Below are 24,752 nucleotides of genomic sequence, written 5' to 3'. Positions count from 1 at the left end.
CCTTTCTGCTGCGGTTTTCAGAGCGCGCGGATTACGCTTCCTGGGGGATGCGATCGGCCACCAGCGCCAGCGCGGCTTCCAGCACCCGCACATCAGCACCCGGTTTATGGGCATTTTCGCTCAGATACCGTCGCCACTGACGGGCACCCGGAATACCCTGAAACAGCCCCAGCATATGCCGGGTGACGTGCCCCAGATAAGTGCCCTGCGTCAGTTCCGCTTCGATATAGGGATACATTGAACGCACAACGGCGACCAGATCCACTGCCGGCGTTGTGCGGCCAAAAAGCTCGCGGTCAACCTGCGCCAGCACGGAAGGATTTTGATACGCTTCGCGGCCCATCATCACGCCATCCAGATGCATCAGGTGCGTCTTGGCCTCTTCCAGCGTTTTTACCCCGCCGTTGATCGCCATGGTCAGCGCCGGAAAATCACGTTTTAGCTGATAAACGCGCGGATAGTCCAGCGGCGGGATCTCCCGGTTCTCTTTGGGGCTCAGGCCTGACAGCCAGGCTTTGCGAGCGTGAATGATAAAGGTGTCGCAGCCGCCCCGCTCTGCCACGGTGCCGGTAAAGTCGCGCAGAAACGCGTAGCTGTCCTGCTCATCAATACCGATGCGGGTTTTTACCGTGACCGGAATAGAAACCACATCGCGCATCGCTTTAATGCAGTCAGCCACCAGGTTCGCATCCGCCATCAGGCAGGCACCAAAACGACCGTTCTGTACGCGGTCGGAAGGACAGCCCACGTTAAGGTTGATCTGATCGTAACCGCGCGCTTCAGCCAGTCGGGCACACTGCGCCAGCGCCGCCGGATCGCTGCCGCCCAGCTGCAGCGCAACCGGATGCTCCTCTTCGCTATAGGCAAGGTAATCGCCTTTGCCATGAATAATCGCGCCGGTCGTCACCATTTCGGTATAGAGCAGCGTATCGCCGGTCAGCTTGCGATGAAAATAGCGGCAGTGACGATCGGTCCAGTCGAGCATCGGCGCGATAGAGAAGCGTTGCGAAGAGAAGTTATCAGTCATGAAGCGCAGTAGATCCGGAGTTAAATGATGAGAAACTGCGCAATGATACCACAGCCGTCACGGACGACACAGCCGCCCGTGACAGACCCGTCAGAAGTTAAAGCCGAGCTGTACCATCGCACCCCAGGTACGATCTTTACCGGCGGAGCCCGCGAGATCCAGATGCACCGCATTATTAAACGGCGACAGCCCGAGGCCGGCGGTAACCACGTTAACGTCATTTGATTTCAGATCGGCGCGATAGCCTGCCCGCAGTGCCAGCCAGTCGAGCACGCGATATTCCGCGCCTGCGCCCGCATACTGGCTGCTCTCCTGCGACTTAAAGCGTTTGGTTTCCGTCAGGTCCACATCGCCGGTCAGGGTAACCGGCCCGCGCTCCCATGCCAGTCCGGTTGTCACCAGCGGACGGATTTGATAGGTATCGCGATAGCCATTGACGACTTTGGTTTCCAGATCGCGTGAGATCAGGTTCTGCCCGGTCAGACCAAACGTCCAGTTTTCAGCAAACGCGGTTGCGAGACCGGCATCAACGTTAAAGCCGGTGTCTGAACTGCGATAGCGTCCGTTTTTAAGATCGTTTTTATCGTAGTTATAGACGCTGGCGCTGTAGTTATAGAGCCAGGTCTTCTGCAGCTTGGGCGTAATACCGAGCGAGACCGGATGACCGGCAACCGTGAACTCATGCGCCATGGCGATACCATAATCGGTGACCAGCGCTGCCAGTCCGTTCGCGCTGGAGCGCAGGTTATCCTGATCGCCCGGCTGCGGAAACGCCCCGTTTGCCAGACTATCCAGATAATCGATATCGCTCTGAGCCACATTGGCCCGGATATGGGCGGTGCCATAGGCTTTGGTAATAAAAGCAAACGGCAGCGTCGCATTGGGAACGGTGACGGCCAGCGCAACGCCAGCGGTGGCATCCGCTTTGTTACCTTTAAGCCCGCGCAGCTGATCGGCCATATCACCGGCTGCGGCACGCAGTTGCGGTACCGCATTGATGGCGGCAAACGGATCCGAGATGAGATTCGCGTTGATGTTATCAATCACGTCGCGATAGCGATCAACCGTATCGGTGATGTCATCAATGCGATCGACCAGCTTGTCTTTATCCGTCACCTGTAACCCGGCAGAGGGAAAAATAATGCCGGCGTTCTCTTCCGGCTGCGCGCGTGTCATCAGCGCGGGGTTAGCCAGCACGGCAGAGCTCCAGTGCGACGATGCGACACCGGTTCCGCCCATCGCATCATTGCGCGCATCATACCAGGTTCCCGCGGCCAGCGCTGAAGAGGAAACCAGCAGCGCGTTTAAACCAGCAAAATAAGCCACCCGGGCCAGCGTAAAGCGTGTTGTCATCATGAGGCTGCTATCACCTTAAAAAATTATTGAGTGTCGCGTAGGCGAAATAATGGTGTTAACCGCTATTCTGAATGGCGGCTAACGCTTCATTGCTGTGAACTGAAAGGGATAAGCACTGCTGTTCGCAGAATTGGACACGATTGCGTCACACTGCGCTTTTTTTAGCCACTCAGGCGAATTATTGCTCTTATAAGGCCAGTGATAACTTTAGCCTGCCTGAACCATATCGGGAATCTGGTCACTTGCAAAGCAAAAATAGCGCGCTAAACACGCTTAAAATTGCCGGATAAGTGTGATCGACAGCACGCTTCGGCCAGGGCAGGCAAAAACAGCATGGGCGGATGGAGTGTGATAAAATAACATCACCTGTTAGCCGGAGAACATTATGTCAACTCTTACCCCAGCGCAGCTGCTGACCCAGGTCGAGGCGCTCTGTCTCGATCGCGGCGTGCGTCTTACGCCACAGCGTGCCGAAGTACTGCGCCTGATGGCTGAGCAGAAAGGTTCTGTCAGCGCCTACGATCTGCTGGATCAGCTGCGTATGAGTGAGCCTCAGGCGAAGCCGCCCACGATTTACCGCGCCCTCGACTTTTTGCTGGAGCAGGGATTTATCCACCGCGTGGAGTCCAACAACAGCTATGTGGTCTGCCATCATTTCAATGAGCCGGCCCACAGCTCTGTCATGCTGGTTTGCGACAGCTGTGCCGCAGTGAGTGAACAGCAGGCGCACGGCGTGGAAAAAATCATTGCGGGACTGGCTGACCAGGCAAACTTCAGCCTGCGCCATACGGTAATTGAAGCGCACGGCCTGTGCGAAAACTGTGCGGAAATTGCCGCCTGTACACAGCACGCCGGCTGCGCGCACGATCATGAAGCGATGAGTAAAAAACGCGGCAAAAAGGGCTGAGCACACGCCTGAAGGCATGCGGGCGGGTTATGCTCTGAAGCGGGGTGGCACTAGCTGTGTGGATCGTTGTGCCGGCTTTCCCATTCGTTTACTTCGCGCTCCGCTTCTGCTCTGGCATAGCCGTAACGCTCCTGAATTTTGCCGATCAGCTGCTCGCGTCTGCCTTCGATCACGCTCAGGTCATCATCGGTCAGCTTGCCCCACTGCTCTTTGCATTTTCCTTTAAACTGTTTCCGGCTGCCACTCGCTTCATCTCTGTTCATTGCATCTCTCCCCGGTTTGCTGAGCCAGACGGTATGCCACCACAGCGCGGGCTGAACCGCCGTATAACCCGCGTGCTGTCACGTTAAGGTTAACCGCTGCAGCACAAACTGCCAGTTTTGTGGGCTACCGCCTGACCGGCTGCTATCACACGCTGAACCAGCTGTCGCGCTGCCAGTGATGACGCCAGATCAGCCCGAGCGTAATGCCTCTCAGCGCGAGAAATACGGTAATAGCCAGCCATAAACCATGATTCCCGAGCCACGGCAGCGTCAGCAGCGTCAGCGCATAGCCCAGCGCCGCCAGCAGCATGCTGTTGCGCATATCCCGGCCGCGCGTGGCTCCGATAAACATCCCATCCAGCAGATAGCACCAGACGCCAGCCAGCGGCAGGATCACCTGCCAGATCAGATAGCGGTCAGCCGCCTCACGCAGCGACTCAATCGAGGTCAGCAGCGCGATAATTGCCGGACCGCAGAGGGCGTAAATCACAGCGAACAGCAGCGCCACAATGCCCGCCTGCCGGCAGGCGGCATACCAGATCAGCCGCAGCCGGCTGCGATCGCCTGCGCCGGTCGCCTCACCGGAGCAGGCTTCCACCGCATACGCAAAACCATCCAGCGCATAGGCAGTAAAAGTCAGGAACATCAGCAATACCGCATTGACGGCGACCACGTCAGCGCCGAGTCGCGCGCCCAGTAGCGTCAGCGAGGCGAAGCAGAGCTGCAGCAGCAGCGAACGCAGCATGATGTCGCGGTTAAGCCGGAACAGGCGCGCGGCGTCGCCGCGCCAGCTGGCTTTAAGCAGCGAAAATGATATGCCGCGCAGCGCCAGCACCCGCGCCACCATCCATAGCCCCACGGCCAGCGTCACATAGTCCGCGACGGCGGTGGCCGCTGCGGCACCCGCCACGCCCCAGTGCCACTGCAGAACAAACAGCAGATCGAGCAGGATATTCACGACGTTGCCGGTAATAAGCAGCACCATCGGCGCGCGCGCATACTGTACGCCGAGCAGCCAGCCGAGGATCACCAGATTTGCCAGCGTGGCAGGCGCGCTGAGCCAGCGGATAGCGATAAAGGTTTGTGCCTGCTGCTGCACCGCCTCGCTGCCGCCCATCAGCGCGGCTGCCAGCTCGCTGACCGGCGTTCGTAGCGCAATGAACAGCACGCCTGCCGTCAGCGCAATCAGCATCGGCTGGATCAGCGCCCGCGCCAGCGCTGGCTTATCGCGGGCGCCGAACGCCTGCGCCGTCAGGCCAGTGGTGCTCATCCGCAAAAAGAGCAGCAGCATAAAGACAAAGCTGGTGGCCGTTGCACCCACGGCTACGCCGCCGAGGTAAACCGGGCTGTCGAGGTGGCCAATGATAGCCGTATCCACAATGCCCAGCAGCGGTACGCTGATGTTAGAGAGGATCATGGGCAGCGCCAGGCGCCAGAGCGTGCGATCAGAAGAGGTAAACAGCGGCATCAGCCAGTCCTGTTATTGCGGGCAACGCGCCTCATGCAGCTGCACGGCGCCACGGTTGGAAGCAGAGGGGTAATATAGCAGACCGCGGCCTGTGCAGGCACAGACCGCAGCGGGGGGACTAACCAGGTATTACAGCCATTCACCGGTACGGACAATACCGACAGCCAGACCTTCAACGGTCAGAGACTGCTGGCGCGTATCCACTTCGATAGGCTGAAAATCGCTGTTTTCCGGCAGCAGATGCACGATAGCACCCTGCTTTTTCCAGCGTTTTACGGTGACCTCGTCGTCAATGCGCGCCACCACGACCTGGCCATTACGCACATCCTGGGTTTTATGCACGGCAAGCAGATCGCCATCCATAATCCCGATATCTTTCATCGACATGCCGCTAACGCGCAGCAGAAAATCCGCGCTCGGCTTGAACAGGTTAGCATCGACCTGATAGTGGGTCTCGATGTGCTCCTGAGCCAGCAGCGGCTCGCCGGCAGCGACACGCCCGATTAACGGCAGTCCACCGCTTGTCTCTTCTTCCATCAGCAAGCGAATGCCGCGCGAGGCGCCAGAGACAATCTCAATGACCCCTTTACGCGCCAGCGCTTTCAGGTGCTCTTCAGCTGCATTGGGTGAGCGGAAGCCCAGCTGTGAAGCGATTTCAGCACGCGTTGGCGGCATGCCGGTTGTATTAATATGGTCGCGAATCAGGTCATAGACCTGCTGCTGCCTGCTGGTTAACGCTTTCATCCCGCCCCCTGGTTGTTTATACAGTCGCTGTGAGTATATACAGGTATTGGCGAAATGAAAACCGCAGCTGCGGCAAAAATCAGCGATATATCGGTACGGGCGGCCTTAATATGCGTGCGGCCAGAGCAGCGTTATCCAGACAAACAGCGCGAGAAGGATCGTCAGCAGTACGGCGGCAGAACCCATATCCTTAGCGCGGCCCGCCAGCGGATGACGCTCCTGGCCGATTCGGTCGACCACCGCCTCAATCGCGCTGTTGAGGATCTCCACCACCACCACCAGTATCACCGAACCAATTAGCAGCACGCGCGTCACTGCGTCCACATCCAGCCAGCAGGCGACAACTACCGCAATCACCGCTGCAACGGCTTCCTGACGAAAGGCCGCTTCATGTTGCCAGGCTGCGCGTATTCCCTGCCAGGAGTAGCCCGCCGCTTTGATGATACGCAGCAGGCCGGTAACGTTATTTGCCATGAATAGGGAACCCTTGAGTAATTTTGGCGTCAATGAGTGCGCAGCGTGCGATGGCACAGCCACAGATCTCCGCTGCACTTTCTGGTATGCTTGCCGCGCTTTGCTAACAAGAGGCTTCAAGTTGTCTATGTCAGGTTGGCGTAAACTCTATTACAAATTATTGAATTTACCACTCTCTATTTTGGTAAAAAGTAAGGTCATACCGACCGATCCGGTTTCGGAGCACGGTATCGATCCCACTCGTCCCGTGATGTATGTTTTGCCTTATGATTCAAAGGCGGATCTGCTTACATTACGCAACCAGTGTCTGCGGCTTGATCTGCCCGATCCGCTCGCGCCGCTGGAGATTGACGGCACGCTGCTGCCGCGCCATGTGTTTATTCATGATGGCCCGCGTGTCTTTCCTTACTATGTGGCGAACCCGGAGTCAGTGAAACTGTTTCACGACTATCTGGATCTGCATCGTAATAACCCGCAGCTGGATGTCCAGATGCTGCCGGTGGCGGTGATGTTTGGCCGTGCGCCGGGTCGTGAAATTCAGGGCGAGCCTACGCCGCATCTGCGCGTACTGAATGGCGTACAGAAGTTTTTCGCCATTCTCTGGCACGGTCGCGACAGCTTTGTCCGCTTCTCTTCCACCGTCTCGCTGCGCCAGATGGCGACCGAACACGGCACGGATAAGTCGATTGCGCAGAAGCTGGCGCGCGTGGCGCGTATTCACTTTGCCCGCCAGCGTCTCGCCGCGGTGGGACCAAGCCTGCCCGCCCGTCAGGATCTGTTCAACAAGCTGCTGCAGTCGAAGGCGATTGAAAAAGCGGTTGAAGATGAAGCGCGCAGCAAAAAGATTTCGCATGAAAAAGCGCAGCAAAACGCCGTTGAGATGATGGAAGAGATCGCGGCAGACTTCTCATATGAGGCGATCCGCGTTACCGACCGCATCATGGGCTGGCTCTGGAGCCGCCTCTATCAGGGCATTAGCGTCAACGGCGGCGAGCGCGTGCGTCAGCTGGCGCAGGATGGTCATGAAATAGTCTATGTGCCCTGCCACCGCAGCCATATGGATTATCTGCTGCTCTCCTACGTGCTTTATCATCAGGGGCTGGTGCCGCCGCACATCGCTGCCGGTATCAATCTTAACTTCTGGCCAGCCGGGCCCATTTTCCGCCGGCTGGGGGCCTTCTTTATTCGCCGTACCTTTAAGGGCAATAAACTCTACTCCACCGTATTCCGCGAATATCTGGGCGAGCTGTTCAGCCGCGGCTACTCGGTTGAGTACTTTGTTGAGGGCGGACGCTCGCGCACCGGTCGCCTGCTCGATCCCAAAACCGGCACGCTTTCAATGACGCTGCAGGCGCTGCTGCGCGGCGGCAGCCGTCCGATTACGTTTGTACCGATCTACATCGGCTATGAGCACGTAATGGAAGTGGGTACTTACGCCAAAGAGCTGCGCGGCGCAGCGAAAGAGAAAGAGGGCTTTGTGCAGATGGTGCGCGGCCTGCGTAAGCTGCGCAATCTCGGTCAGGGCTACGTTAACTTTGGCGAACCGCTGCCGCTGGTTAACTACCTGAACAAGCATATTCCCGAGTGGCGCGAGGCGATCGACCCGATCGATCCGCAGCGCCCCGCGTGGATGACGCCAGCGGTAAACGATATCGCTGCCCGCCTGATGGTGCGCATTAACGAAGCGGGTGCGGCCAACGCCATGAATCTGTGTGTGACCGCGCTGCTTGCGTCCCGTCAGCGCTCGCTGACGCGTGAGCAGCTGACGGAGCAGCTGGAGTGCTACACCCAGCTGCTGCGCAACGTGCCCTATTCACCGGAAGCGACGGTGCCCGATCTGAGCGCCGAAGCGCTGCTGGATCACGCGATGGGCATGAATAAGTTTGAAACCGAGCAGGACAGCATCGGCGATATCATTATTCTGCCGCGCGAGCAGGCCGTGCTGATGACCTACTACCGGAATAACATTCAGCACATGCTGGTGATGCCGTCGCTGATTGCCGCGATTGTGCAGCAGCACCGCGAAATCAGCGAAGCAGAGCTTCTGCGTCAGGTAAGCCTGGTCTACCCGATGCTGAAAAGTGAACTGTTCCTGCGCTGGGAAAGTGCCGAACTGCCGGCGCTGCTTAGCGCGCTGTGCGCGGAGATGGCGCGACAGGGGCTGGTAACGCAGCTGGATGGGCAGATTAAGCTGAGCGCCGCGCGCTATCGCACGCTGCAGCTGCTGGCAGCCGGTATTCGCGAAACGCTGCAGCGCTTTGCGATCACTTTCGCCATTCTCAGTGCCAAACCGACGATCAACCGCGGCACGCTGGAGAAAGAGAGCCGCACGCTGGCGCAGCGTCTGTCAGTGCTGCACGGTATCAATGCGCCGGAGTTCTTTGATAAGGCGGTATTTACCACGCTGGTGCTGACGCTGCGCGATGAGCGCTATATCAGCGACTCAGGTGATGCCGATGCGGAGCGCACGCACGCGATGTGGCAGATGCTGGCGGAGCTGGTCACCAGCGATGTGCGTCTGACAATTGAGAGTGCAGTCGCACACGAGTAAGGCAAGGCAGGGACGCAGGATGCGTCCCTGCCGGTTCAGAACAGCGCCAGAAACGGCTGCGTATTCAGCAGCACGCCAGCAAACAGCACCAGTCCCACATAGTTATTGTTCAGAAAGGCCTGAAAGCAGGCGTCGCGTTCGCGGCGGGCGATCAGGCTCTGCTGATAGACAAACAGCGCGCCGGCAGCCAGCAGTGACCAGTAGAATGCCCCGTTCAGATTCAGCATACTTCCCACCAGCGCCATCAGCCCCAGCGTGGCCAGCTGCAGCAGGCCAATAATCAGCTTGTCAAAACGACCAAACAGAATCGCCGTAGATTTAACGCCTATCTTCAAATCGTCATCGCGATCCACCATGGCGTACTGGGTATCGTAGGCCACCGTCCAGCAGATGTTAGCGAAGAACACCAGCCAGCAGACTAAAGGTAAGGACTCACTTACTGCAGCCCACCCCATCGGGATCGCCCAGCCAAAGGCTGCGCCGAGCACCACCTGCGGCAGATGGGTATAGCGTTTCATAAAGGGGTAGACCCAAGCCAGCGCCAGCCCGCCGAAAGAGAGCAGGATGGTCATGCGATTCATGGTCAGCACCAGCATAAACGCCAGCAGGCCCAGCGCAGCAAACAGCAGCTTTGCCTCTTTTTCTGAAACCGCCCCGCTCGCCAGCGGCCGGCCGGCGGTGCGTTTGACGTGACCATCCACTTTGCGATCGGCGTAATCATTGATGACGCAGCCGGCAGCGCGCATAACGATGACGCCAAGCACAAACACAATCAGCACCGGCAGCGGCGGCACCGCCATGCCAGCCAGCCACAGCGCCCAGAGCGTAGGCCACATCAACAGCAGCGTGCCGATAGGTTTGTCGATGCGCATCAGGCGGCTGTAAGCCTGCCATTTGCTTACGGATAATGATTTTTGCACGGGTCTCATCCTTGCTGCAGCGCGCGGTAAAGCGGCGATGCCGGTAAAAAAAGTTCAGTTAACAGAAGGGGCTTATCCGACAGGCGCAGGCGCGAACGCCGTCCCCACAGATCGCCGGCCTGGCCGGGATGAATAAAATCGCGGCTCAGCGCTGAAGAGGCAAAAAGATAGCGCCCCAGCGGGCGTGTGCCAAGTTGCTGCAGCATCTGCTCCGGTCCCTGCAGCGTACTCTCGGGCACTACGGTGCGGCCCAGCAGCCACGGCTCGCCGTCGCCGCACAGCACGATTTCGCGCAGCCAGAAGCGCGTATCGTTCGGCAGAAAAGCCGCTTCTGCTGCGACCTCCGCCGCGCTGACAAAGCCTTCACGGATGGGTTGAACGGTAACCTGCCGGCAGTGCTGCTCAAAACGGCGCGTCATGGAATCTTCTTCCATCAGCCAGTCGGTCAGCGGTGCGGGCAGCAGCGAGGAGGCGGGTAACCACTGCAAGGCATATAACTGGCGCAGCGCATCGTGCGACATCAGGCGATCTCCGGCAAAAAAGTTGCCTTAGTTTACCGCAGAGCGCGGCCGCTGGCACGGCCGCGAGCGCCGGAGATGATAAGGGACGTTATTCGCGCTTCAGCCGGTTGCTGTTTGCCAGCCACAGCGTGACCACCAGAATCAGGATCGCAGCGGAATAGCAGAGCGTGTCGAACGGGTTTTTGTGGTCAACGATAATCAGCCGGATAATGGCGGTGATCCCGATATAAACAAAGTAGCGCAGCGGAAAGTGATAGCCCGACTGAAAATATTTCACAATCAGCGCGATAAATTCAAAGTAGAGAAAGTAGATCACAATGCCTTCAATCAGCAGATAGGATGACGCCTGTTCACCGGTGCTGAACAGCACGTTAGCCAGATGAATCGTCTCCTTGCCGAGAAACACCACCAGGATCACGGCCAGGATTAACAGGCCGAGGTTAAGTACCCACTGCAGCACCGTCGCGATGAGCTGACCGGCGGCTGATTTATCTGTCATTGCTGCGTCCTTAATGCGCAAATGAGAAGAGCGCTATCATGCTGCAATGTGATCTGAATCACAATATGACGTTAAGGTGGCGGTTCTCCGTCAGGGGCAGCGTAAACGCCGTGGATATCTCATCGCAGTGAACCGGATTCAGCTACAGTTAACAGGTCGACGCCGCTTCAGGTTATTTATATCTAACGAAAAATTCATGCGGTGCGCTACCGGTCTTCCCCCGCTGCCGTGTTTGCCAGGCAGGCAGCTGGCTGCTTTTTGCCTGGCATACAGGAGCCTGCGACCGTGCTAACTCTGCTTAATCTGCTTTCTGCTGTCGCACTGCTGGTCTGGGGCACCCACATTGTGCGTACCGGCATCATGCGCGTGTACGGCGCCGATCTGCGCCGGGTACTGAGCCGCAGCGTGGAAAAAAAACCGATGGCTTTTCTGGCCGGCATTGGCGTTACCGCTCTGGTACAGAGCAGCAACGCCACTACGCTGCTGGTCACCTCGTTTGTGGCGCAAAACCTGGTCAGCCTGACACCTGCCCTGGTGGTGGTACTGGGGGCTGACGTCGGCACGGCCATTATGGCGCGCGTGCTGACCTTCGATCTCTCCTGGCTCTCCCCGCTGTTTATCTTTTTTGGCGTGGTCTTTTTTCTCAGCCGCAAACAGACGCGCGTCGGACAGATGGGCCGTGCTGCCATTGGTCTCGGGCTGATCCTGCTGGCGCTGCAGCTGATTGTCACCGCAGCACGTCCGATAACGCAGGCTTCGGGCGTGCAGGTGCTCTTCTCCACCCTGACCGGCGATACGCTGCTGGACGCCCTGATTGGCGCCGTTTTTGCCATCATCAGCTACTCGAGCCTGGCGGCGGTGCTGATCACCGCGACCCTGACGGCCGCCGGGGTGATCTCATTTAAGGTGGCGCTCTGTCTGGTCATTGGTGCCAACCTCGGCAGCGGCCTGCTGGCGATGATCAACGCCAGCGGTTCTAATGCGGCTGGCAAGCGGGTGGCGCTCGGCAGCCTGCTGTTCAAGCTTATCGGCAGCATTGCGGTACTGCCGTTTGTTGATTTTATTGCTGAGCTGCTGGATCGGCTGCCGGTGAATGATGAAGAGCTGGTGATCTTTTTCCACGTTTTCTACAACCTGGCACGCTGCCTGATCATGGTGCCGTTTGCGGCACCGATGGCGCGACTCTGCCAGCGTATGATTTCTGACGATGCAGAGCATCAGGCGCATCTCAAGCCCAGACATCTGGATAAAAGCGCGCTGGATACGCCTGCGCTGGCGCTGGTCAATGCCGCGCGTGAGACCCTGCGCATGGGCGACGTGCTGGAGCAGATGCTGGAGTCGTTCAGCCGCGTAGTCCGGGGCGAACTGCGTGAATCGCACCGGGTGCGGCAGCTGGATGATGATGTTGACGTGCTCTATACCGCGATCAAACTCTATCTGGCCCGCATGCCGCGCGAAGATCTGGCAGAGGAGGATGCGCGGCGCTGGGCTGAAATTATTGAGATGGCGCTGAATCTTGAACAGGCGGGTGACATCATTGAGCGCATGAGCGGTGACGTTGCGGATAAATCGTTGCAGGCGCGGCGGGCCTTTTCGGCAGAAGGGCTGGAAGAGCTGAATACACTGCAGGAGCAGGTGCTGAATAACCTGCGCCTGAGCCTCTCGGTATTTCTGTCGCATGATATCACCAGCGCGAAACGTCTGCGGCGGGCCAAACATCGCTTCCGTATTCTGATCCGCCGTTTCTCTCACTCGCACGTGGAGCGGCTGCATCTGAATAATGTGCAGAGCATTGAGACCAGTTCGCTGCATCTGGGGCTGCTGGGAGATATGAAGCGCCTTAATTCGCTGTTCTGCGCGGTGGCTTACACCGTTCTCGACCAGCCAGATGATGAGCGGGAAGTAGATTAAGGTAAGCACGCAGAGGCGCATTTATACGCCCCTGGTTTAGGGTGTGCACGGTATCAACCGCCATAAGCCGCGTCGTTGGATCCGGTGTGGACATCGGCCAGGGCGTCATTAATGACGCCCCTACGAGGGCGATGTAGGGGGCGCATTTATGCGCCCCTGGTTTAATGCGTGCACCGTATCAACCGCCATAAACCGCGTTATCGGATCCGGTGCGGGCATCGACACGGTCGCCATGAATGACGTCATTGGCTCCAATGCGGAAATCGACACGGGCGTCATTAATGACGCCCCTACGAGGGCGATGTAGGGGGCGCATTTATGCGCCCCTGGTTTAATGCGTGCACCGTATCAACCGCCATAAACCGCGTTATTGGCTCCAATGCGGAAATCGACACGGGCGTCATTAATGACGCCCCTACGAGGGCGATGTAGGGGGCGCATTTATGCGCCCCTGGTTTAATGCGTGCAACGTATCAACCGCCATAAACCACGTTATCGGATCCGGTGCGGGCATCGACACGGTCGCCATGAATGACGACCCTGCGAGCACGATGTAGGGGGCGCATTTATGCGCCCCTGGTTTAATGCGTGCACCGTATCAACCGCTATAAACCGCGTCATCGGATCGGGTGCGAAAATCGACACGGTCGTCATGAATGACGCCCCTACGAGATTGATGCAGGGGGCGCATTTATGCGCCCCCGGGTTAATGCGTGCACCGTATCAACCGCTATAAACCGCGTCATCGGATCGGGTGCGGAAATCGACACGGGCGTCATTAATGACGCCCCTACGAGGGCGATGTAGGGGGCGCATTTATGCGCCCCTGGGTTAGTTACGATAACAAACTAAACGCAATCATGCCGACGATGGCGCCAGTGGTGCCGAGAATGGTCTCCATCAGCGTCCAGGTCTTTAGCGTCTCGCCCTCGGTGGCACCGGTAAAGCGGCCAAACAGCCAGAAGCCGGCATCGTTGACGTGGCTGATAATAATTGAGCCACCGCCAATACAGATTGAGAGCGCCGCGAGCTGCGCGCCGCTGTAGTGCAGCGGTTCGATCACCGGCATCACCAGCCCTACGGTGGTCAGACAGGCCACGGTTGCAGAGCCCTGAATAACCCGGATAGCGCCCGCCAGAATAAAGCAGGCCAGCGCAATCGGCATACCGGCGCCGGTCAGCGCATGACCCAGCACCGGCCCCACGCCAGAGTCAACCAGCACCTGCTTAAAGACGCCGCCGGCACCGATGACCAGCAGAATAATGCCGGCGGGCTGCAGCGCGCTGCCGCACACCTGCATCACCTTCTCTTTATCCATACCCTGCCGGTACGCCAAACCATAGATCGCCACCAGCAGCGCCAGCAGAATCGCGGTAAACGGATGGCCAATAAATTCCAGCCATTCGTAGAGCCGGGTATCCGGCGTGGTAAAGCGCGCACCGATGGTTTTCAGCCCGACCAGCAGCAGCGGAAACAGGATCAGAGAGAGGCTAAAACCAAATGAGGGCAGCCTGCCCTCGTCTACATCCGGCTGATGATCTTCCGGCGGCGCGCTGAAGCTGACGTGACGGGCGATCAAACTGCCAAACAGCGGCCCGGCGATCAGCATCCCCGGAATGGCTGCGCAGAGTCCCAGCAGGATCATCCAGCCGAAATCAGCGTGCATCTGTGCCGCCAGCAGCATCGGCGCAGGTCCCGGCAGCAGAAACGCCGCCGCCGCCGCTACGCCGGCAAACAGCGGGATCACCAGCTTCACCAGGTTGTCATGCGTGCGGCGCGCCACCGCAAAGGCGATGCTGATCAGCAGCACTACCGCGACTTCAAAAAACAGCGGCAGCGCGCAGATCAGCCCGGCGATCCCCATCGCATAGTGCGCCCGGCTCTCGCCAAAGGTTTTCAGCATCCGGATAGCGATCTGATCCACCGCACCGGTTTCATGCAGGATTTTGCCGAACATTGCGCCAAGCGCCACGACGATGGCAAGAAAGCCCAGCGTGCCGCCCATGCCTTTCTGCATCGTATCGGCGATCTGATCGAGTGGCATACCGGAGAAAAGTCCGGCGCCAATAGACACTAACATCAGGGCGACAAAGGCGTGCATCCGCGCTTTCATCACCAGAAACAGCAGCAGCAGGACAGAGCCTGCTGCGGTTAACACCAGCGTTGCGGTACTCATTACTCGCCCTTGTTGATTGCATCCCTGATGGTCGCAACCGTAGCTGCAACAACGTCATCCAGCGAGTGATTGATATCCACCATCAGGACATCAGCCTCATCTGTGCCAGGTTCCTGTAGCGTGGCAAACTGCGTTACCAGCATCTGCGGCTTGAAGAAGTGACCCTTACGGGCTTTAAGGCGGGTTTCAATGGTTTCGAAATCGCCTTTCAGATAGATAAATTTCAGGTTGTGATTGCCCTGGCGCAAAATATCACGATAAGACTTTTTCAGCGCCGAGCAGACGATAATCGACACCGCCTGAGTACGCTGCATGGCAAAAGCCGCGTCGTTCAGCGCCTGCAGCCACGGCTGGCGATCGTTGTCATCCAGCGGATGGCCTTCCGCCATTTTCATGATGTTGCTGCGTGGATGAAGGAAATCTCCATCCAGAAAAGCAGTATTCAGTTCGTGTGATACCCGATTAGCAACGACAGACTTTCCGCTGCCGGATACACCCATCAGGATAAAAACGTGATGTGATGAAGATGGCGTGATCATAGTTTTGCGCTCCGGCAGCTTATTCTGCCAATGTTACCGATAACAAATCTGTCATTCATTGTCGGAGTGCGCCCCGATACTGACAACCCTCGTCTGCCGGAAAAGCGTAAAAGTGTGAAGTGGCTCATACAATCGCCAAAATCAGATGCTGTCACCTTCAGCAATCTCAAAGCCGATATCGAGCGGGCCGCTAAATGAACGATCGCCACCAATGCGCGCCAGCAGCATGGCAGCCGCCTCGCTCCCCATCCGTTCGCGCGGTGTCAGCACGGTTGCCAGCCGCGGCGTCACGACCTGCGTAATATCGTGACCATGAAAGCCCGCGATCGCCATCTGCTCCGGCACGCGCAGCCCCTGACGCTGGCATTCAAACATGGCGCCTACGGCCAGGTCATCGTTAGTACAGAACAGACTGTCGGTTGCCGGATAGCGCTTTTGCGCCTCGCACAGCAGCTGCGCGCCGGCGCTGAAGGAAGAGGCGTCTTCCATCATCACGCTGTGCGGCGTCAGCCCCGCCTCGCGCATTGCCTGTTCATATCCCTGCTGCTTCTGCAGCGTACGTTCATCGAGCCGCGCCCCCAGGTAGACCGTATGGCGATGCCCTTTCTTCAGGATAGCCTGCGTCATCTGTCGCGCCGCTTCGACATTATCAAATCCCACCGCCATATCCAGACACGGCGTGACGCTGTCCATGATCTCAATGACCGGGATCCCGGCTACCTCCAGCATGCGCAGCGTACCGGTGGTATGGGTGCGTTCGGTTAAGATCACGCCGTCAATATTCCAGCCCAGCAGCGAGCGCAGCTGCCGCTCCTCTTTTTCCGGATTGTAGCCAAAGTGCGCGACCAGCGTCTGATATCCCGCCTCATCGGTCACGGTTTCAATTCCGCGCAGCACGTCAGCAAAGACCTGGTTGGTCAGGGAGGGCAGCAGCACGCCAATGGCGCGGCTGGTGGCGTTTGAGAGCATATCGGGTGCACGATTAGGGATATAGCCCAGCTCATCCAGCGCGACGGCAATTTTGTCACGCAGCGCGGCGGAGACCCGCTCCGGGTCGCGCAGATAGCGACTGACGGTCATTTTGGTGATGCCGACGCGATCGGCGACGTCCTGTAATACCGGTCTTTTCTTCTTCATCGTATGCACCTGAGGCCAAAGATAGGCTGAGTTTATCACTATTTTTACCGCTTCCGTGTCTGGTGCCCGCCCGCATGCCGGATGGGTCGATCGGCGATAAAAAAAGCCAGCACGCAGGCTGGCTAAACAATACCGGAAGCAGTATCGGACTTACCGGCGATTAATAACCGGCGCTGAGATCGTCAACCGAACGCGGATCGGAGGCGCCGTAGCGCATGCCATCAGGACCGATCATGATGCTCTGCGTGCTGCCCATTGCCGGCAGCACCTTCACGTGCTGGCCTTTCGCTTCCAGCAGGCGCAGTGTATCGGGACTGAAGCCTTTCTCCACGCGCAGCTGATCGGGCAGCCACTGATGATGAAAACGCGGCGCGTTAGTCGCTTCCGCCACGTTCATCCCGAAATCGATGCTGTTAACCACCATCTGCAGCACGGTCGTGATGATCCGGCTGCCGCCCGGACTGCCGGTGACCAGCCAGGTTTTCCCCTCTTTGGCCACAATCGTCGGTGACATGGAGGAGAGTGGACGCTTCGCTGGCTGAATGGCATTCGCCTCGCCGCCGACCAGACCGTAAACGTTTGGCGTGCCGGGCTTAGCGGAGAAATCATCCATTTCGTTGTTCATCAGGATGCCGCTGCTGCCCGCCACAATCCCGCTGCCAAAGTAGGTGTTCAGGGTATAGGTCACTGCCACAGCGTTGCCCGCTTTATCCACCACCGAGAAGTGGGTGGTCTGATTGCTCTCATACGGTGCCAGCTTACCCGGTTTGATCTCTGACGAGGGGCGCGCTTTGCTGACATCGATCTGCTGCGCCAGGGTTCTGGCATAGGCTTTGCTGGTCAGCGCCTGCTGCGGCACGTTGACGAAATCGGGATCGCCAAGATACTCTGAGCGATCGGCGTAAGCGTACTTCTCCGCTTCTGCCATGACCTGCATGGCGTCTGCGCTGCCAAAGCCCCACTTCGTCAGATCGAAGTTCTCCAGAATATTCAGGATCTGCACAATGTGGATCCCGCCCGATGAGGGTGGCGGCATGGAGAACACTTCATAGCCGCGGTAGGTGCCGCTGACCGGTTTACGCTCCACGGCACGGTAAGCGGCGAGATCCGCTTTGCCAATCAGCCCGCCGTGCTGTGCCATTTCGCCCGCGATCTCATCAGCAATGCGGCCGGTATAGAACGCCCCGGCTCCCTGCTGCGCAATCAGCTGCAGGCTGCGCGCCAGGTTCTTCTGCACCAGCCGATCGCCTTTCTGGTAAGGTTTACCATCCGCTTTGTAAAAAATTGCCCGGCTGGTTGCGTGATTGATCAGGTTCTCTTTGCCATAGGTGGCGAGATCGTCCGCCAGCGCATCGTTTACGATAATGCCGTCACGTGCCAGCTTTATAGCCGGGGCCAGCAGCGTGCGCAGCGGCAGCGTGCCATACTTCTTTGCCGCCAGCGCAAATCCCGCGACCGTACCCGGCGTGCCCGAAGCCAGATGAGAAGTAAGTGATAACTTACTATCCGCATTACCCTGCTTATCAAGGAACATATCGCGCGAGGCGCGCGCCGGTGCCATTTCACGAAAGTCGATAGCAGCAGTACGCCCGGACGCCGTGCGCAGCAGCATAAAGCCGCCGCCACCGAGATTACCCGCCTGCGGATGGGTAACGGCCAGCGCAAAGCCCACGGCGATCGCCGCATCCACCGCATTGCCGCCCTGTCTCAGAATATCCACGCCCACCTGCGTTGCCATCGCATCCACCGAGGCGACCATGCCGTGCTGCGCCTTCACCGGATGAAAGGTGTCGCTGTCCACGCCATAGGAGATCGGCGGCGCGCTTGCGGGCGCCGCAGCAGCCCCCTGCACCACGGTAAAACTCATTAACATCGCCCAGCTCAACTGGCGCAACCTGCCTGCTGTCCTCATCCTGCTACCATCCTTTTCAGTTGTTTACATTTGTTATTTATCGATGCAAGTGTTTGCTAAAGCAGTAAAAACATAACACTTAACGCAAATTGCACGCACGCCCGATTTCAGGCTTTGTGATACCGCATAAACTTATGATCAAGAGGCAGGCGGCCTGCGGGCCGCCTGTTTACACATCAGGTCAGACGATCGGAGGGAATAATGAAAACATGGCTTATTGCGCTGGCAGCCCTGCTGCCGCTGAGCGGTATGGCAAATACGCTGAATAACAATAATGTGAATCAGCCCGGCTATAACCCAAGCCAGCAGCGTATGCAGACTCAGATGCAGACCCAGCAGCAGCAGCAGCAGCGCCTGCTGCACCAGGATCAGCAGCGGCAGACGCAAAATATGCAGCGGCAGCTGCAGGAAAAACGCGACAGCACGCGGCAGCAGGTACTGCAGTCGCAGCCGGGTCAGAATACGCAGCAGAACGGCACCATGCCGAATAACAACTAACTGAAATCGGGACCGATAATGTCGATGCGATCGGTGCAGATGGCATCCACGCCCCAGCTCAGCAGCTCGCGGGCACGCGCGGGCTGGTTAACCGTATAGGCCAGGATACGCAACCCGGCTGCCTTTAGCAGTGCGGTGCGCTCCGCGTCGAGCAGCCGGTAATTCAGGTGAATCGACACGCACTCCAGCTGGCTGGTCAGTTCCCGCCATGCGTCATCCCACTCATCCAGCAGCAGACCGCGCGGCAGCTCTGGCGCGGCCTGCTGCGCCGCTGCCAGCGCTTCAGGTGAGAATGAGGAGAGCAGCGGAGGTGTCTGCCCCTGCCAGAGCTGACGGGCGGCGAGCGCCACGGCAGCGCCCGTCTCCGCGTCGGTGCCGGTGGTGGGTTTGATTTCGATGTTCGCCATCATCCGATGCTGACGACAGCGCGCCGCCACGTCCGTCAGCAGCGCCAGCGGCTCGCCCGTATATGCCCCGCTGAACCAGTCGCCGGCATCGAGCTGTGCCAGCTGCGCCCACGTCTGTTCGCCCGCCACGCCCCAGCCGCTGCTGGTGCGATCAAGCGTGTCATCGTGCAGCAGAAAGATCTGTTTATCCTGCGAGAGTTTGGCATCAAACTCAATCATGGTATGGCCGTAACGCGCGCCGGTATCAATCGCCGCCAGCGTGTTTTCCGGGGCGAGTTTACCGCCGCCGCGATGGGCCACAATTTTCGGGTAGGGCCAGTTGTTGTTACTCATTCCAGACGTTTTCCATGAACAGCATCGAAGAAGTGTAACGCATCCGGCGGCAGATGCAGCCACAGCGTGCTGCCCGCCTGCGGACGTTCGCTGTGCGGCAGCCGTACCACCAGCCGCGCCTGACCAAGATGGCCGTGTGCCAGGTTATCCGCGCCGAGGATCTCCAGCGTATCGACCACCAGCGGCACGCCGCCTGCTTCACGCGAAGAGAGATGAATATGCTCAGGACGGATGCCGAGCGTCAGCGGCCTGTTAGCCCACTGCGGCCGTCTCTCGCCCAGCGGCAGGCTGTTCAGCGCATCCAGCGTAAAGTGCAGGCCATCGCGGCTGATCTCTCCTGGCAGCAGGTTCATCGCCGGGGAGCCGATAAAGGCGGCAACAAACTGGCTGGCCGGACGCTCATAAACCTCTACCGGCGTGCCAACCTGCTCCACAATCCCTTTGTTCATCACCATCACCCGCTCCGCCAGCGTCATCGCCTCAACCTGATCGTGCGTGACGTAAAGGCTGGTGGTTTTCAGACGGCGGTGCAGCTGCTGCAGTTCAAGACGCATCTGCACGCGCAGGCGCGCATCAAGGTTGGAGAGGGGTTCATCGAACAGGAAGACAGCCGGTTCACGCACGATAGCGCGTCCCATCGCCACACGCTGCCGCTGCCCGCCCGAGAGTTCACGCGGTCGCCGGTTCAGCAGGTGGTCAAGCTCCAGACTACGCGCGGTCTCCAGCACGCGCTGGGCGATCTGCGCTTTGCCCATGCCGCGGATTTTCAGGCCATAGCCCATGTTTTCGCCTACCGTCATATGCGGGTAGAGCGCGTAGTTCTGAAACACCATCGCAATGCCGCGATCTTTCGGCTCCATCTCCGTGACCCGCTGCTCAGCAATAAAAATGTCGCCGGAGCTGACGCGCTCGAGTCCGGCCACCATGCGCAGCAGCGTCGACTTGCCGCAGCCGGAGGGCCCCACCATCACCATAAACTCGCCCTCGTTGATGGTGATGGTCAGCGGCTGGATCACCGCATTTTTGCCGTCATACGATTTCGTCACGCTCTGTAAGGTTACGCCTGCCATCTATTTCTCATTCTCCACCAGGCCACGCACAAACGCGCGCTGCATTACAAGAACCACCACAACCGGTGGGATCAGGGTTAATAACATCGCCGCCATCACTTCATTCCACTGCGTCGGGCCGCCGCTGGTGTTGATCATGCTTTTTACCCCCGCCACGGCGGTGCTCAGACTGGCATCATTGATAATCAGCAGCGGCCAGAGATACTGATTCCAGCCGTAGATAAAGGTGATCACAAACAGCGCGGCAAGATTGGTTTTTGACAGCGGCAGAACAATGTCCCAAAAGAAGCGCATCGGCCCGGCACCGTCAATGCGCGCGGCTTCAATCAGCTCGTCCGGCAGCGACAGGAAGAACTGGCGGAACAGAAAGGTGGCCGTTGCCGACGCCATCAGCGGCAGCGTCAGCCCGCTGTAGCTGTCGAGCAGATTAAGGGTGGCGATCACCTCAACCGTCGGGAAGATACGCACTTCAACCGGCAGCATCAGCGTAATGAAAATCAGCCAGAAAAAGAGCGTGCGCAGCGGAAAGCGAAACCAGACCAGCGCAAAAGCTGAGAGCATAGAGACGCTGATTTTGCCGATCGTAATCGCCAGCGCCATGATAAAGCTGTTCAGCAACATCATGCCAAACGCGGCGCTGCCGTTAACGCCCTGCGTCCAGATACGCGAAACGTTCTCCCACAGATGCGTGCCGGGCACCAGCGTCATCGGGACCTGATAAACCGCGGTGTTATCCAGCGTGGCGGCGACAAAGGCGACATAGAGCGGAAACAGAATGGTCAGCACGCCCAGAATCAGCAGCGTGTGGCTGAAAATATCCAGCCCGCGTCGGTTCTCAATCATTGATATTGCACCTTACGCTCAACAAAGCGGAACTGCAGAATAGTGAGGCCAATCACCAGCAGCATCAGCACGACTGACTGCGCGGCAGATGAGGAGAGATCGAGACCGGTAAATCCTTCCCGATAAATTTTGTAGATAAGCGTGGTGGTGGACTGTACCGGCCCGCCACCGGTGGCGGCATCAATGACCGGGAAGGTATCAAAGAAGGCGTAGACCAGGTTGACCACCAGCAGAAAGAAGCTCACCGGCGTAATCAGCGGCAGAGAAAGATGAAAAAAGCGCCGTACCGGCCCGGCCCCGTCGATAGCGGCCGCCTCAGTCAGCGACTTCGGAATCGACTGCAGCGCCGCGAAGAAAAACAGAAAGTTGTAGCTCATCTGCTGCCAGATAGAGGCGAGCACGATCAGAAACATCGCCTGACCGCTGTTCTGCGCATAGTTCCAGTTATAGCCCATCTGATTAAGCAGATGGCTAAGCAGCCCAAGCCCTGGATTAAAGAGGAACATCCACAGCACTGCGGCGACCACCGGTGCCACCGCGTACGGCAGCAGCAGCAGGGTCTGATAGAGCTTCTGCAGACGCACAACATAGTCAACCAGCGCGGCCAGCAGGAGCGAGAACAGCATCCCCAGCACCGTGACCAGCAGGCTGAACACTATCGTGGTCCAGAAGGAGTCGAGATAGTAGGGATCGCTGAACAGACGGCTGAAGTTCTCCAGCCCGACAAAGGTGCTGGAGATGCCAAACGGATCGATGCTCTGCAGCGAATACCAGAGTGCTTCTCCGGCAGGCCAGAGAAAGAAGATGGCGGTGATAATCAGCTGCGGTGCCATCAGCAAATAGGGCAGCAGCCGGGCACGAAAGACCGGACGAGACGATGAGGGCATAGCGAACTCACGCTGAAAGCGGGAGCGACCCAGCGCCGCTCCCGGTGGATCGGATTTATTTCACCTGCTGTTCAAAGCGACGCAGCAGTGCATTACCGCGCTTAACCGCGTTATCCAGTGCTGCCTGCGGCGTCTGCTTGCCGGTCCAGACGCCTTCCAGCTCTTCATCTACCACCGTGCGGATTTGCGGCATATTGCCGAGACGCATCCCTTTGGTGTATGGCAGCGGATCTTTGTTGAGCATCTGCCGGGTAGCGATATCCGCGCCCGGGTTCTTCTCATAGAAACCCTGCTTTCTGGTCAGCTCGTAGGCGGCGGTAGTGATCGGCAGGTAGCCGGTTTTCTGATGCCATTCGGCGGCAATCTCCGGCTGCGCGAGGAACTTCATAAACTCCGCCGCCCCTTTATAGGTGGCCGCATCTTTGCCTTTCATCACCCACAGGCTGGCGCCACCGATGATGGCGTTCTGCGGTGCTTCAGGCACGGTCTCGTCATACGGCATCATGCCTACGCCGAAGTTAAATTTGGCGTAGTGCTTGATATCCGCCAGCGAGCCGGAAGAGGCGGTCGTGATCCCGCAGTCGCCGTTATAAAACTTGGCGGTCGGCTCATCCTTGCGTCCAAAGTAGGTAAAATCACCTTTTTTGTTCATCTCTTCGAGCATCTGGATATGCCGCACCTGCACCGGCTTGTTGAACTCCAGCACCGCATCCGTGCCGTCGAAGCCGTTGTTTTTACTGGCTACCGGCAGCGCATGCCACGCGCTGAAGTTTTCAATCTGGATCCAGCCCTGCCAGCCGCTGGCATAGCCGCAGCTCATGCCGGCTTTACGCAGCGCAGCGGCGTCTTTTGCCAGCTCCTGCCAGGTTTTCGGCGGCTGCTCCGGATCCAGCCCCGCTTTTTTAAAGGCATCTTTGTTGTAGTAGAGCACCGGCGTTGAGCTGTTAAACGGCTGAGAGATCAGCTGACCGCTGCTGTCGCTGTAGTAACCCGCCACGGCTGGCACAAACTGCTTCGCATCCATCTGCACGCCAGCCTGGCTGAACACGTCGTGCACCGGCACAATCGCTTTCGAGGCCATCATGGTTGCCGTACCGACTTCATAGACCTGCAGCAGCGCAGGCGCTTTACCGGTGCGTACCGCTGCGATCCCCGCCGCCAGGCTCTGCTCGTAGTTACCTTTGTAAGTGGGCACAATTTTGTAATCGGGATGCGCCTGGTTAAAACGCTGTGCCAGAAAGTCAACTTCTTTGCCTAACTCCCCTTCCATTGAGTGCCAGAAAGGGATTTCGGTCGCAGCCAGCGCGTTACCGCTGAGCGCCAGACCAAGCAACACACTCATCAGACGGGGACGAAGCGTTAAAGCGGTCATAAAGTTTTCCTGTGCTGTTAGGTACGCGCAATATCACGCATTTTTTGTTCGCGGAGTAACATGACACGGGAAGATGATAGAAAAATAACCGAAATATGACAGAGATATGACACACAGAAACGCGCCAGCCGGGCGGTAAAACGTGAACGTTGTGCACATTTTTCAGCAAAAAAGCGGCAGGCAGGAAAAAGGCGGCCCGGCAGGATACCGGGCCGCAGGCCGATCAGGCACCGAGATAGGCGCTGCGCACCGCTTCGTTAGAGAGCAGCGCCTCACCGCTGTCCTCCAGCACCACGTGACCGTTCTCCAGCACGTAACCGCGATCGGCAAGCTTCAGCGCCTGATTGGCGTTTTGCTCAACCAGAAAGATGGTCATCCCCTCTTTACGCAGCTGCTCAATAGTGTCAAAAATCTGCTGGATGATGATAGGCGCCAGCCCGAGCGAGGGTTCATCCAGCAGCAGCAGACGCGGCTGGCTCATCAGCGCACGACCAATCGCCAGCATCTGCTGTTCACCGCCGGACATGGTACCGGCACGCTGCACTTTGCGTTCTGCCAGCCGGGGAAAGAGCTGGTAAACCCGCTCAATACGCGTCTGATACTCATGCCGGCTGGCAAAGAAACCGCCCATCGCCAGATTCTCCTCCACCGTCATGCGGGAAAACACCCGACGCCCTTCCGGCACGATCGCGATCGCCTCCCGCATGATTTTTGCCGTCTGCCAGTCGGTAATGTTTTTTCCGTCAAACACAATGGTGCCGCTGGTGGCGCGTGGCTCGCCGCACAGCGTACCCAGCAGCGTGGTTTTACCGGCGCCGTTGGCACCAATCAGCGTGACGATCTCCCCCTGACTGATATGCAGATTAATATTGTGCAGCGCCTGGATCGGACCGTAGTGGGCGCTTACACCCTGCAGCGTTAACATCGGGTTTGCCAT

At 58.3% G+C, this 24,752-nt stretch carries 23 protein-coding genes; 4 read left to right on the top strand and 19 right to left on the bottom strand.

Annotated elements, in window-relative coordinates; all coding sequences use genetic code 11:
- Positions 1-31: 31 nt before the first annotated feature.
- Positions 32-1,027 carry a tRNA dihydrouridine(20/20a) synthase DusA gene (dusA, locus tag LAC65_RS01160; protein WP_071668450.1) on the bottom strand — a complete coding sequence of 332 codons (996 nt, stop codon included), beginning with the start codon at positions 1,025-1,027 and terminating at the stop codon, positions 32-34.
- Positions 1,028-1,117: 90 nt separating this feature from the next.
- Complete coding sequence (locus LAC65_RS01155) at positions 1,118-2,380, bottom strand: conjugal transfer protein TraF (RefSeq protein ID WP_166714333.1); 1,263 nt, start codon at positions 2,378-2,380, stop codon at positions 1,118-1,120.
- A 388-nt stretch (positions 2,381-2,768) separates the two neighbouring features.
- Here LAC65_RS01155 and zur point away from each other — a divergent pair, with 388 nt between their 5' ends.
- A complete protein-coding gene (gene zur, locus LAC65_RS01150; RefSeq protein WP_039381974.1) occupies positions 2,769-3,290 on the top strand; it encodes a zinc uptake transcriptional repressor Zur in 522 nt (173 codons plus the stop codon).
- 50 nt (positions 3,291-3,340) lie between these two features.
- Here zur and LAC65_RS01145 read toward each other — a convergent pair whose 3' ends face one another.
- From LAC65_RS01145 to LAC65_RS01130, 4 genes are all read right to left on the bottom strand, one after another.
- Positions 3,341-3,553: a CsbD family protein gene (locus LAC65_RS01145; RefSeq protein ID WP_039381972.1), complete on the bottom strand. Its 213-nt coding sequence runs from the start codon at positions 3,551-3,553 to the stop codon at positions 3,341-3,343.
- A gap of 145 nt (positions 3,554-3,698) precedes the next feature.
- Positions 3,699-5,021: an MATE family efflux transporter DinF gene (gene dinF / locus LAC65_RS01140; protein WP_039381969.1), complete on the bottom strand. Its 1,323-nt coding sequence runs from the start codon at positions 5,019-5,021 to the stop codon at positions 3,699-3,701.
- Positions 5,022-5,150: 129 nt separating this feature from the next.
- Entirely contained in the window at positions 5,151-5,765 is a 615-nt protein-coding gene (gene lexA, locus LAC65_RS01135; RefSeq protein WP_039381966.1) for a transcriptional repressor LexA, read from the bottom strand.
- A gap of 105 nt (positions 5,766-5,870) precedes the next feature.
- A complete protein-coding gene (locus LAC65_RS01130; protein ID WP_039381963.1) occupies positions 5,871-6,239 on the bottom strand; it encodes a diacylglycerol kinase in 369 nt (122 codons plus the stop codon).
- Positions 6,240-6,366: 127 nt separating this feature from the next.
- Here LAC65_RS01130 and plsB point away from each other — a divergent pair, with 127 nt between their 5' ends.
- Positions 6,367-8,790, top strand: a complete 2,424-nt coding sequence (gene plsB, locus LAC65_RS01125; protein WP_039381961.1) for a glycerol-3-phosphate 1-O-acyltransferase PlsB — start codon at positions 6,367-6,369, stop codon at positions 8,788-8,790.
- Between the two features lie 35 nt (positions 8,791-8,825).
- On the opposite strand, the gene ubiA is transcribed toward plsB, so the two are convergent.
- From ubiA to psiE, 3 genes are all read right to left on the bottom strand, one after another.
- Positions 8,826-9,719: a 4-hydroxybenzoate octaprenyltransferase gene (gene ubiA / locus LAC65_RS01120; RefSeq protein ID WP_211049635.1), complete on the bottom strand. Its 894-nt coding sequence runs from the start codon at positions 9,717-9,719 to the stop codon at positions 8,826-8,828.
- On the bottom strand, positions 9,716-10,231 hold the full coding sequence (gene ubiC, locus LAC65_RS01115) for a chorismate lyase (protein WP_039381957.1): 516 nt from the start codon (positions 10,229-10,231) through the stop codon (positions 9,716-9,718). The genes ubiA and ubiC overlap by 4 nt, the downstream gene beginning before the upstream one ends.
- Positions 10,232-10,319: 88 nt before the next feature.
- Positions 10,320-10,730, bottom strand: a complete 411-nt coding sequence (psiE, locus tag LAC65_RS01110; protein ID WP_039381954.1) for a phosphate-starvation-inducible protein PsiE — start codon at positions 10,728-10,730, stop codon at positions 10,320-10,322.
- A 285-nt stretch (positions 10,731-11,015) separates the two neighbouring features.
- On the opposite strand from psiE, the gene LAC65_RS01105 reads away from it, so the two are divergent.
- On the top strand, positions 11,016-12,641 hold the full coding sequence (locus LAC65_RS01105) for a Na/Pi cotransporter family protein (RefSeq protein WP_039381952.1): 1,626 nt from the start codon (positions 11,016-11,018) through the stop codon (positions 12,639-12,641).
- Positions 12,642-13,476: 835 nt separating this feature from the next.
- Here LAC65_RS01105 and gntU read toward each other — a convergent pair.
- The 4 genes from gntU to ggt form a co-directional block, all read right to left on the bottom strand.
- Complete coding sequence (gene gntU / locus LAC65_RS01100; protein WP_039381950.1) at positions 13,477-14,817, bottom strand: gluconate transporter; 1,341 nt, start codon at positions 14,815-14,817, stop codon at positions 13,477-13,479.
- On the bottom strand, positions 14,817-15,356 hold the full coding sequence (gene gntK, locus LAC65_RS01095; RefSeq protein ID WP_039381948.1) for a gluconokinase: 540 nt from the start codon (positions 15,354-15,356) through the stop codon (positions 14,817-14,819). Before gntK ends, gntU begins: the two co-directional genes overlap by 1 nt.
- 141 nt (positions 15,357-15,497) lie before the next feature.
- The gene (gene gntR / locus LAC65_RS01090) at positions 15,498-16,493 is read right to left on the bottom strand and encodes a gluconate operon transcriptional repressor GntR (RefSeq protein ID WP_039381945.1); all 996 of its coding nucleotides are present in this window, start codon (positions 16,491-16,493) and stop codon (positions 15,498-15,500) included.
- 160 nt (positions 16,494-16,653) lie between these two features.
- Positions 16,654-18,405, bottom strand: a complete 1,752-nt coding sequence (gene ggt, locus LAC65_RS01085) for a gamma-glutamyltransferase (RefSeq protein ID WP_039381943.1) — start codon at positions 18,403-18,405, stop codon at positions 16,654-16,656.
- A gap of 201 nt (positions 18,406-18,606) precedes the next feature.
- On the opposite strand from ggt, the gene LAC65_RS01080 reads away from it, so the two are divergent.
- A complete protein-coding gene (locus LAC65_RS01080) occupies positions 18,607-18,903 on the top strand; it encodes a DUF2756 domain-containing protein (protein WP_039381941.1) in 297 nt (98 codons plus the stop codon).
- Here the strand turns inward: LAC65_RS01080 and ugpQ are convergent.
- From ugpQ to livF, 6 genes are all read right to left on the bottom strand, one after another.
- Complete coding sequence (ugpQ, locus tag LAC65_RS01075; RefSeq protein WP_039381939.1) at positions 18,900-19,643, bottom strand: glycerophosphodiester phosphodiesterase; 744 nt, start codon at positions 19,641-19,643, stop codon at positions 18,900-18,902. The genes LAC65_RS01080 and ugpQ overlap by 4 nt on opposite strands.
- Positions 19,640-20,713: a sn-glycerol-3-phosphate import ATP-binding protein UgpC gene (locus tag LAC65_RS01070; RefSeq protein WP_039381936.1), complete on the bottom strand. Its 1,074-nt coding sequence runs from the start codon at positions 20,711-20,713 to the stop codon at positions 19,640-19,642. Before LAC65_RS01070 ends, ugpQ begins: the two co-directional genes overlap by 4 nt.
- Entirely contained in the window at positions 20,714-21,556 is an 843-nt protein-coding gene (gene ugpE / locus LAC65_RS01065; RefSeq protein WP_039381934.1) for a sn-glycerol-3-phosphate ABC transporter permease UgpE, read from the bottom strand.
- A complete protein-coding gene (gene ugpA / locus LAC65_RS01060; protein ID WP_039381930.1) occupies positions 21,553-22,443 on the bottom strand; it encodes a sn-glycerol-3-phosphate ABC transporter permease UgpA in 891 nt (296 codons plus the stop codon). The genes ugpE and ugpA overlap by 4 nt, the downstream gene beginning before the upstream one ends.
- A 55-nt stretch (positions 22,444-22,498) precedes the next feature.
- Positions 22,499-23,815: a sn-glycerol-3-phosphate ABC transporter substrate-binding protein UgpB gene (gene ugpB / locus LAC65_RS01055; protein ID WP_039381928.1), complete on the bottom strand. Its 1,317-nt coding sequence runs from the start codon at positions 23,813-23,815 to the stop codon at positions 22,499-22,501.
- Between the two features lie 223 nt (positions 23,816-24,038).
- Complete coding sequence (livF, locus tag LAC65_RS01050; RefSeq protein ID WP_039381926.1) at positions 24,039-24,752, bottom strand: high-affinity branched-chain amino acid ABC transporter ATP-binding protein LivF; 714 nt, start codon at positions 24,750-24,752, stop codon at positions 24,039-24,041.

This window comes from Pantoea eucrina (genome assembly GCF_020079945.1).
GTDB lineage: Bacteria > Pseudomonadota > Gammaproteobacteria > Enterobacterales > Enterobacteriaceae > Pantoea > Pantoea eucrina.
This window is presented reverse-complemented; position numbering and strand designations above follow the sequence as displayed.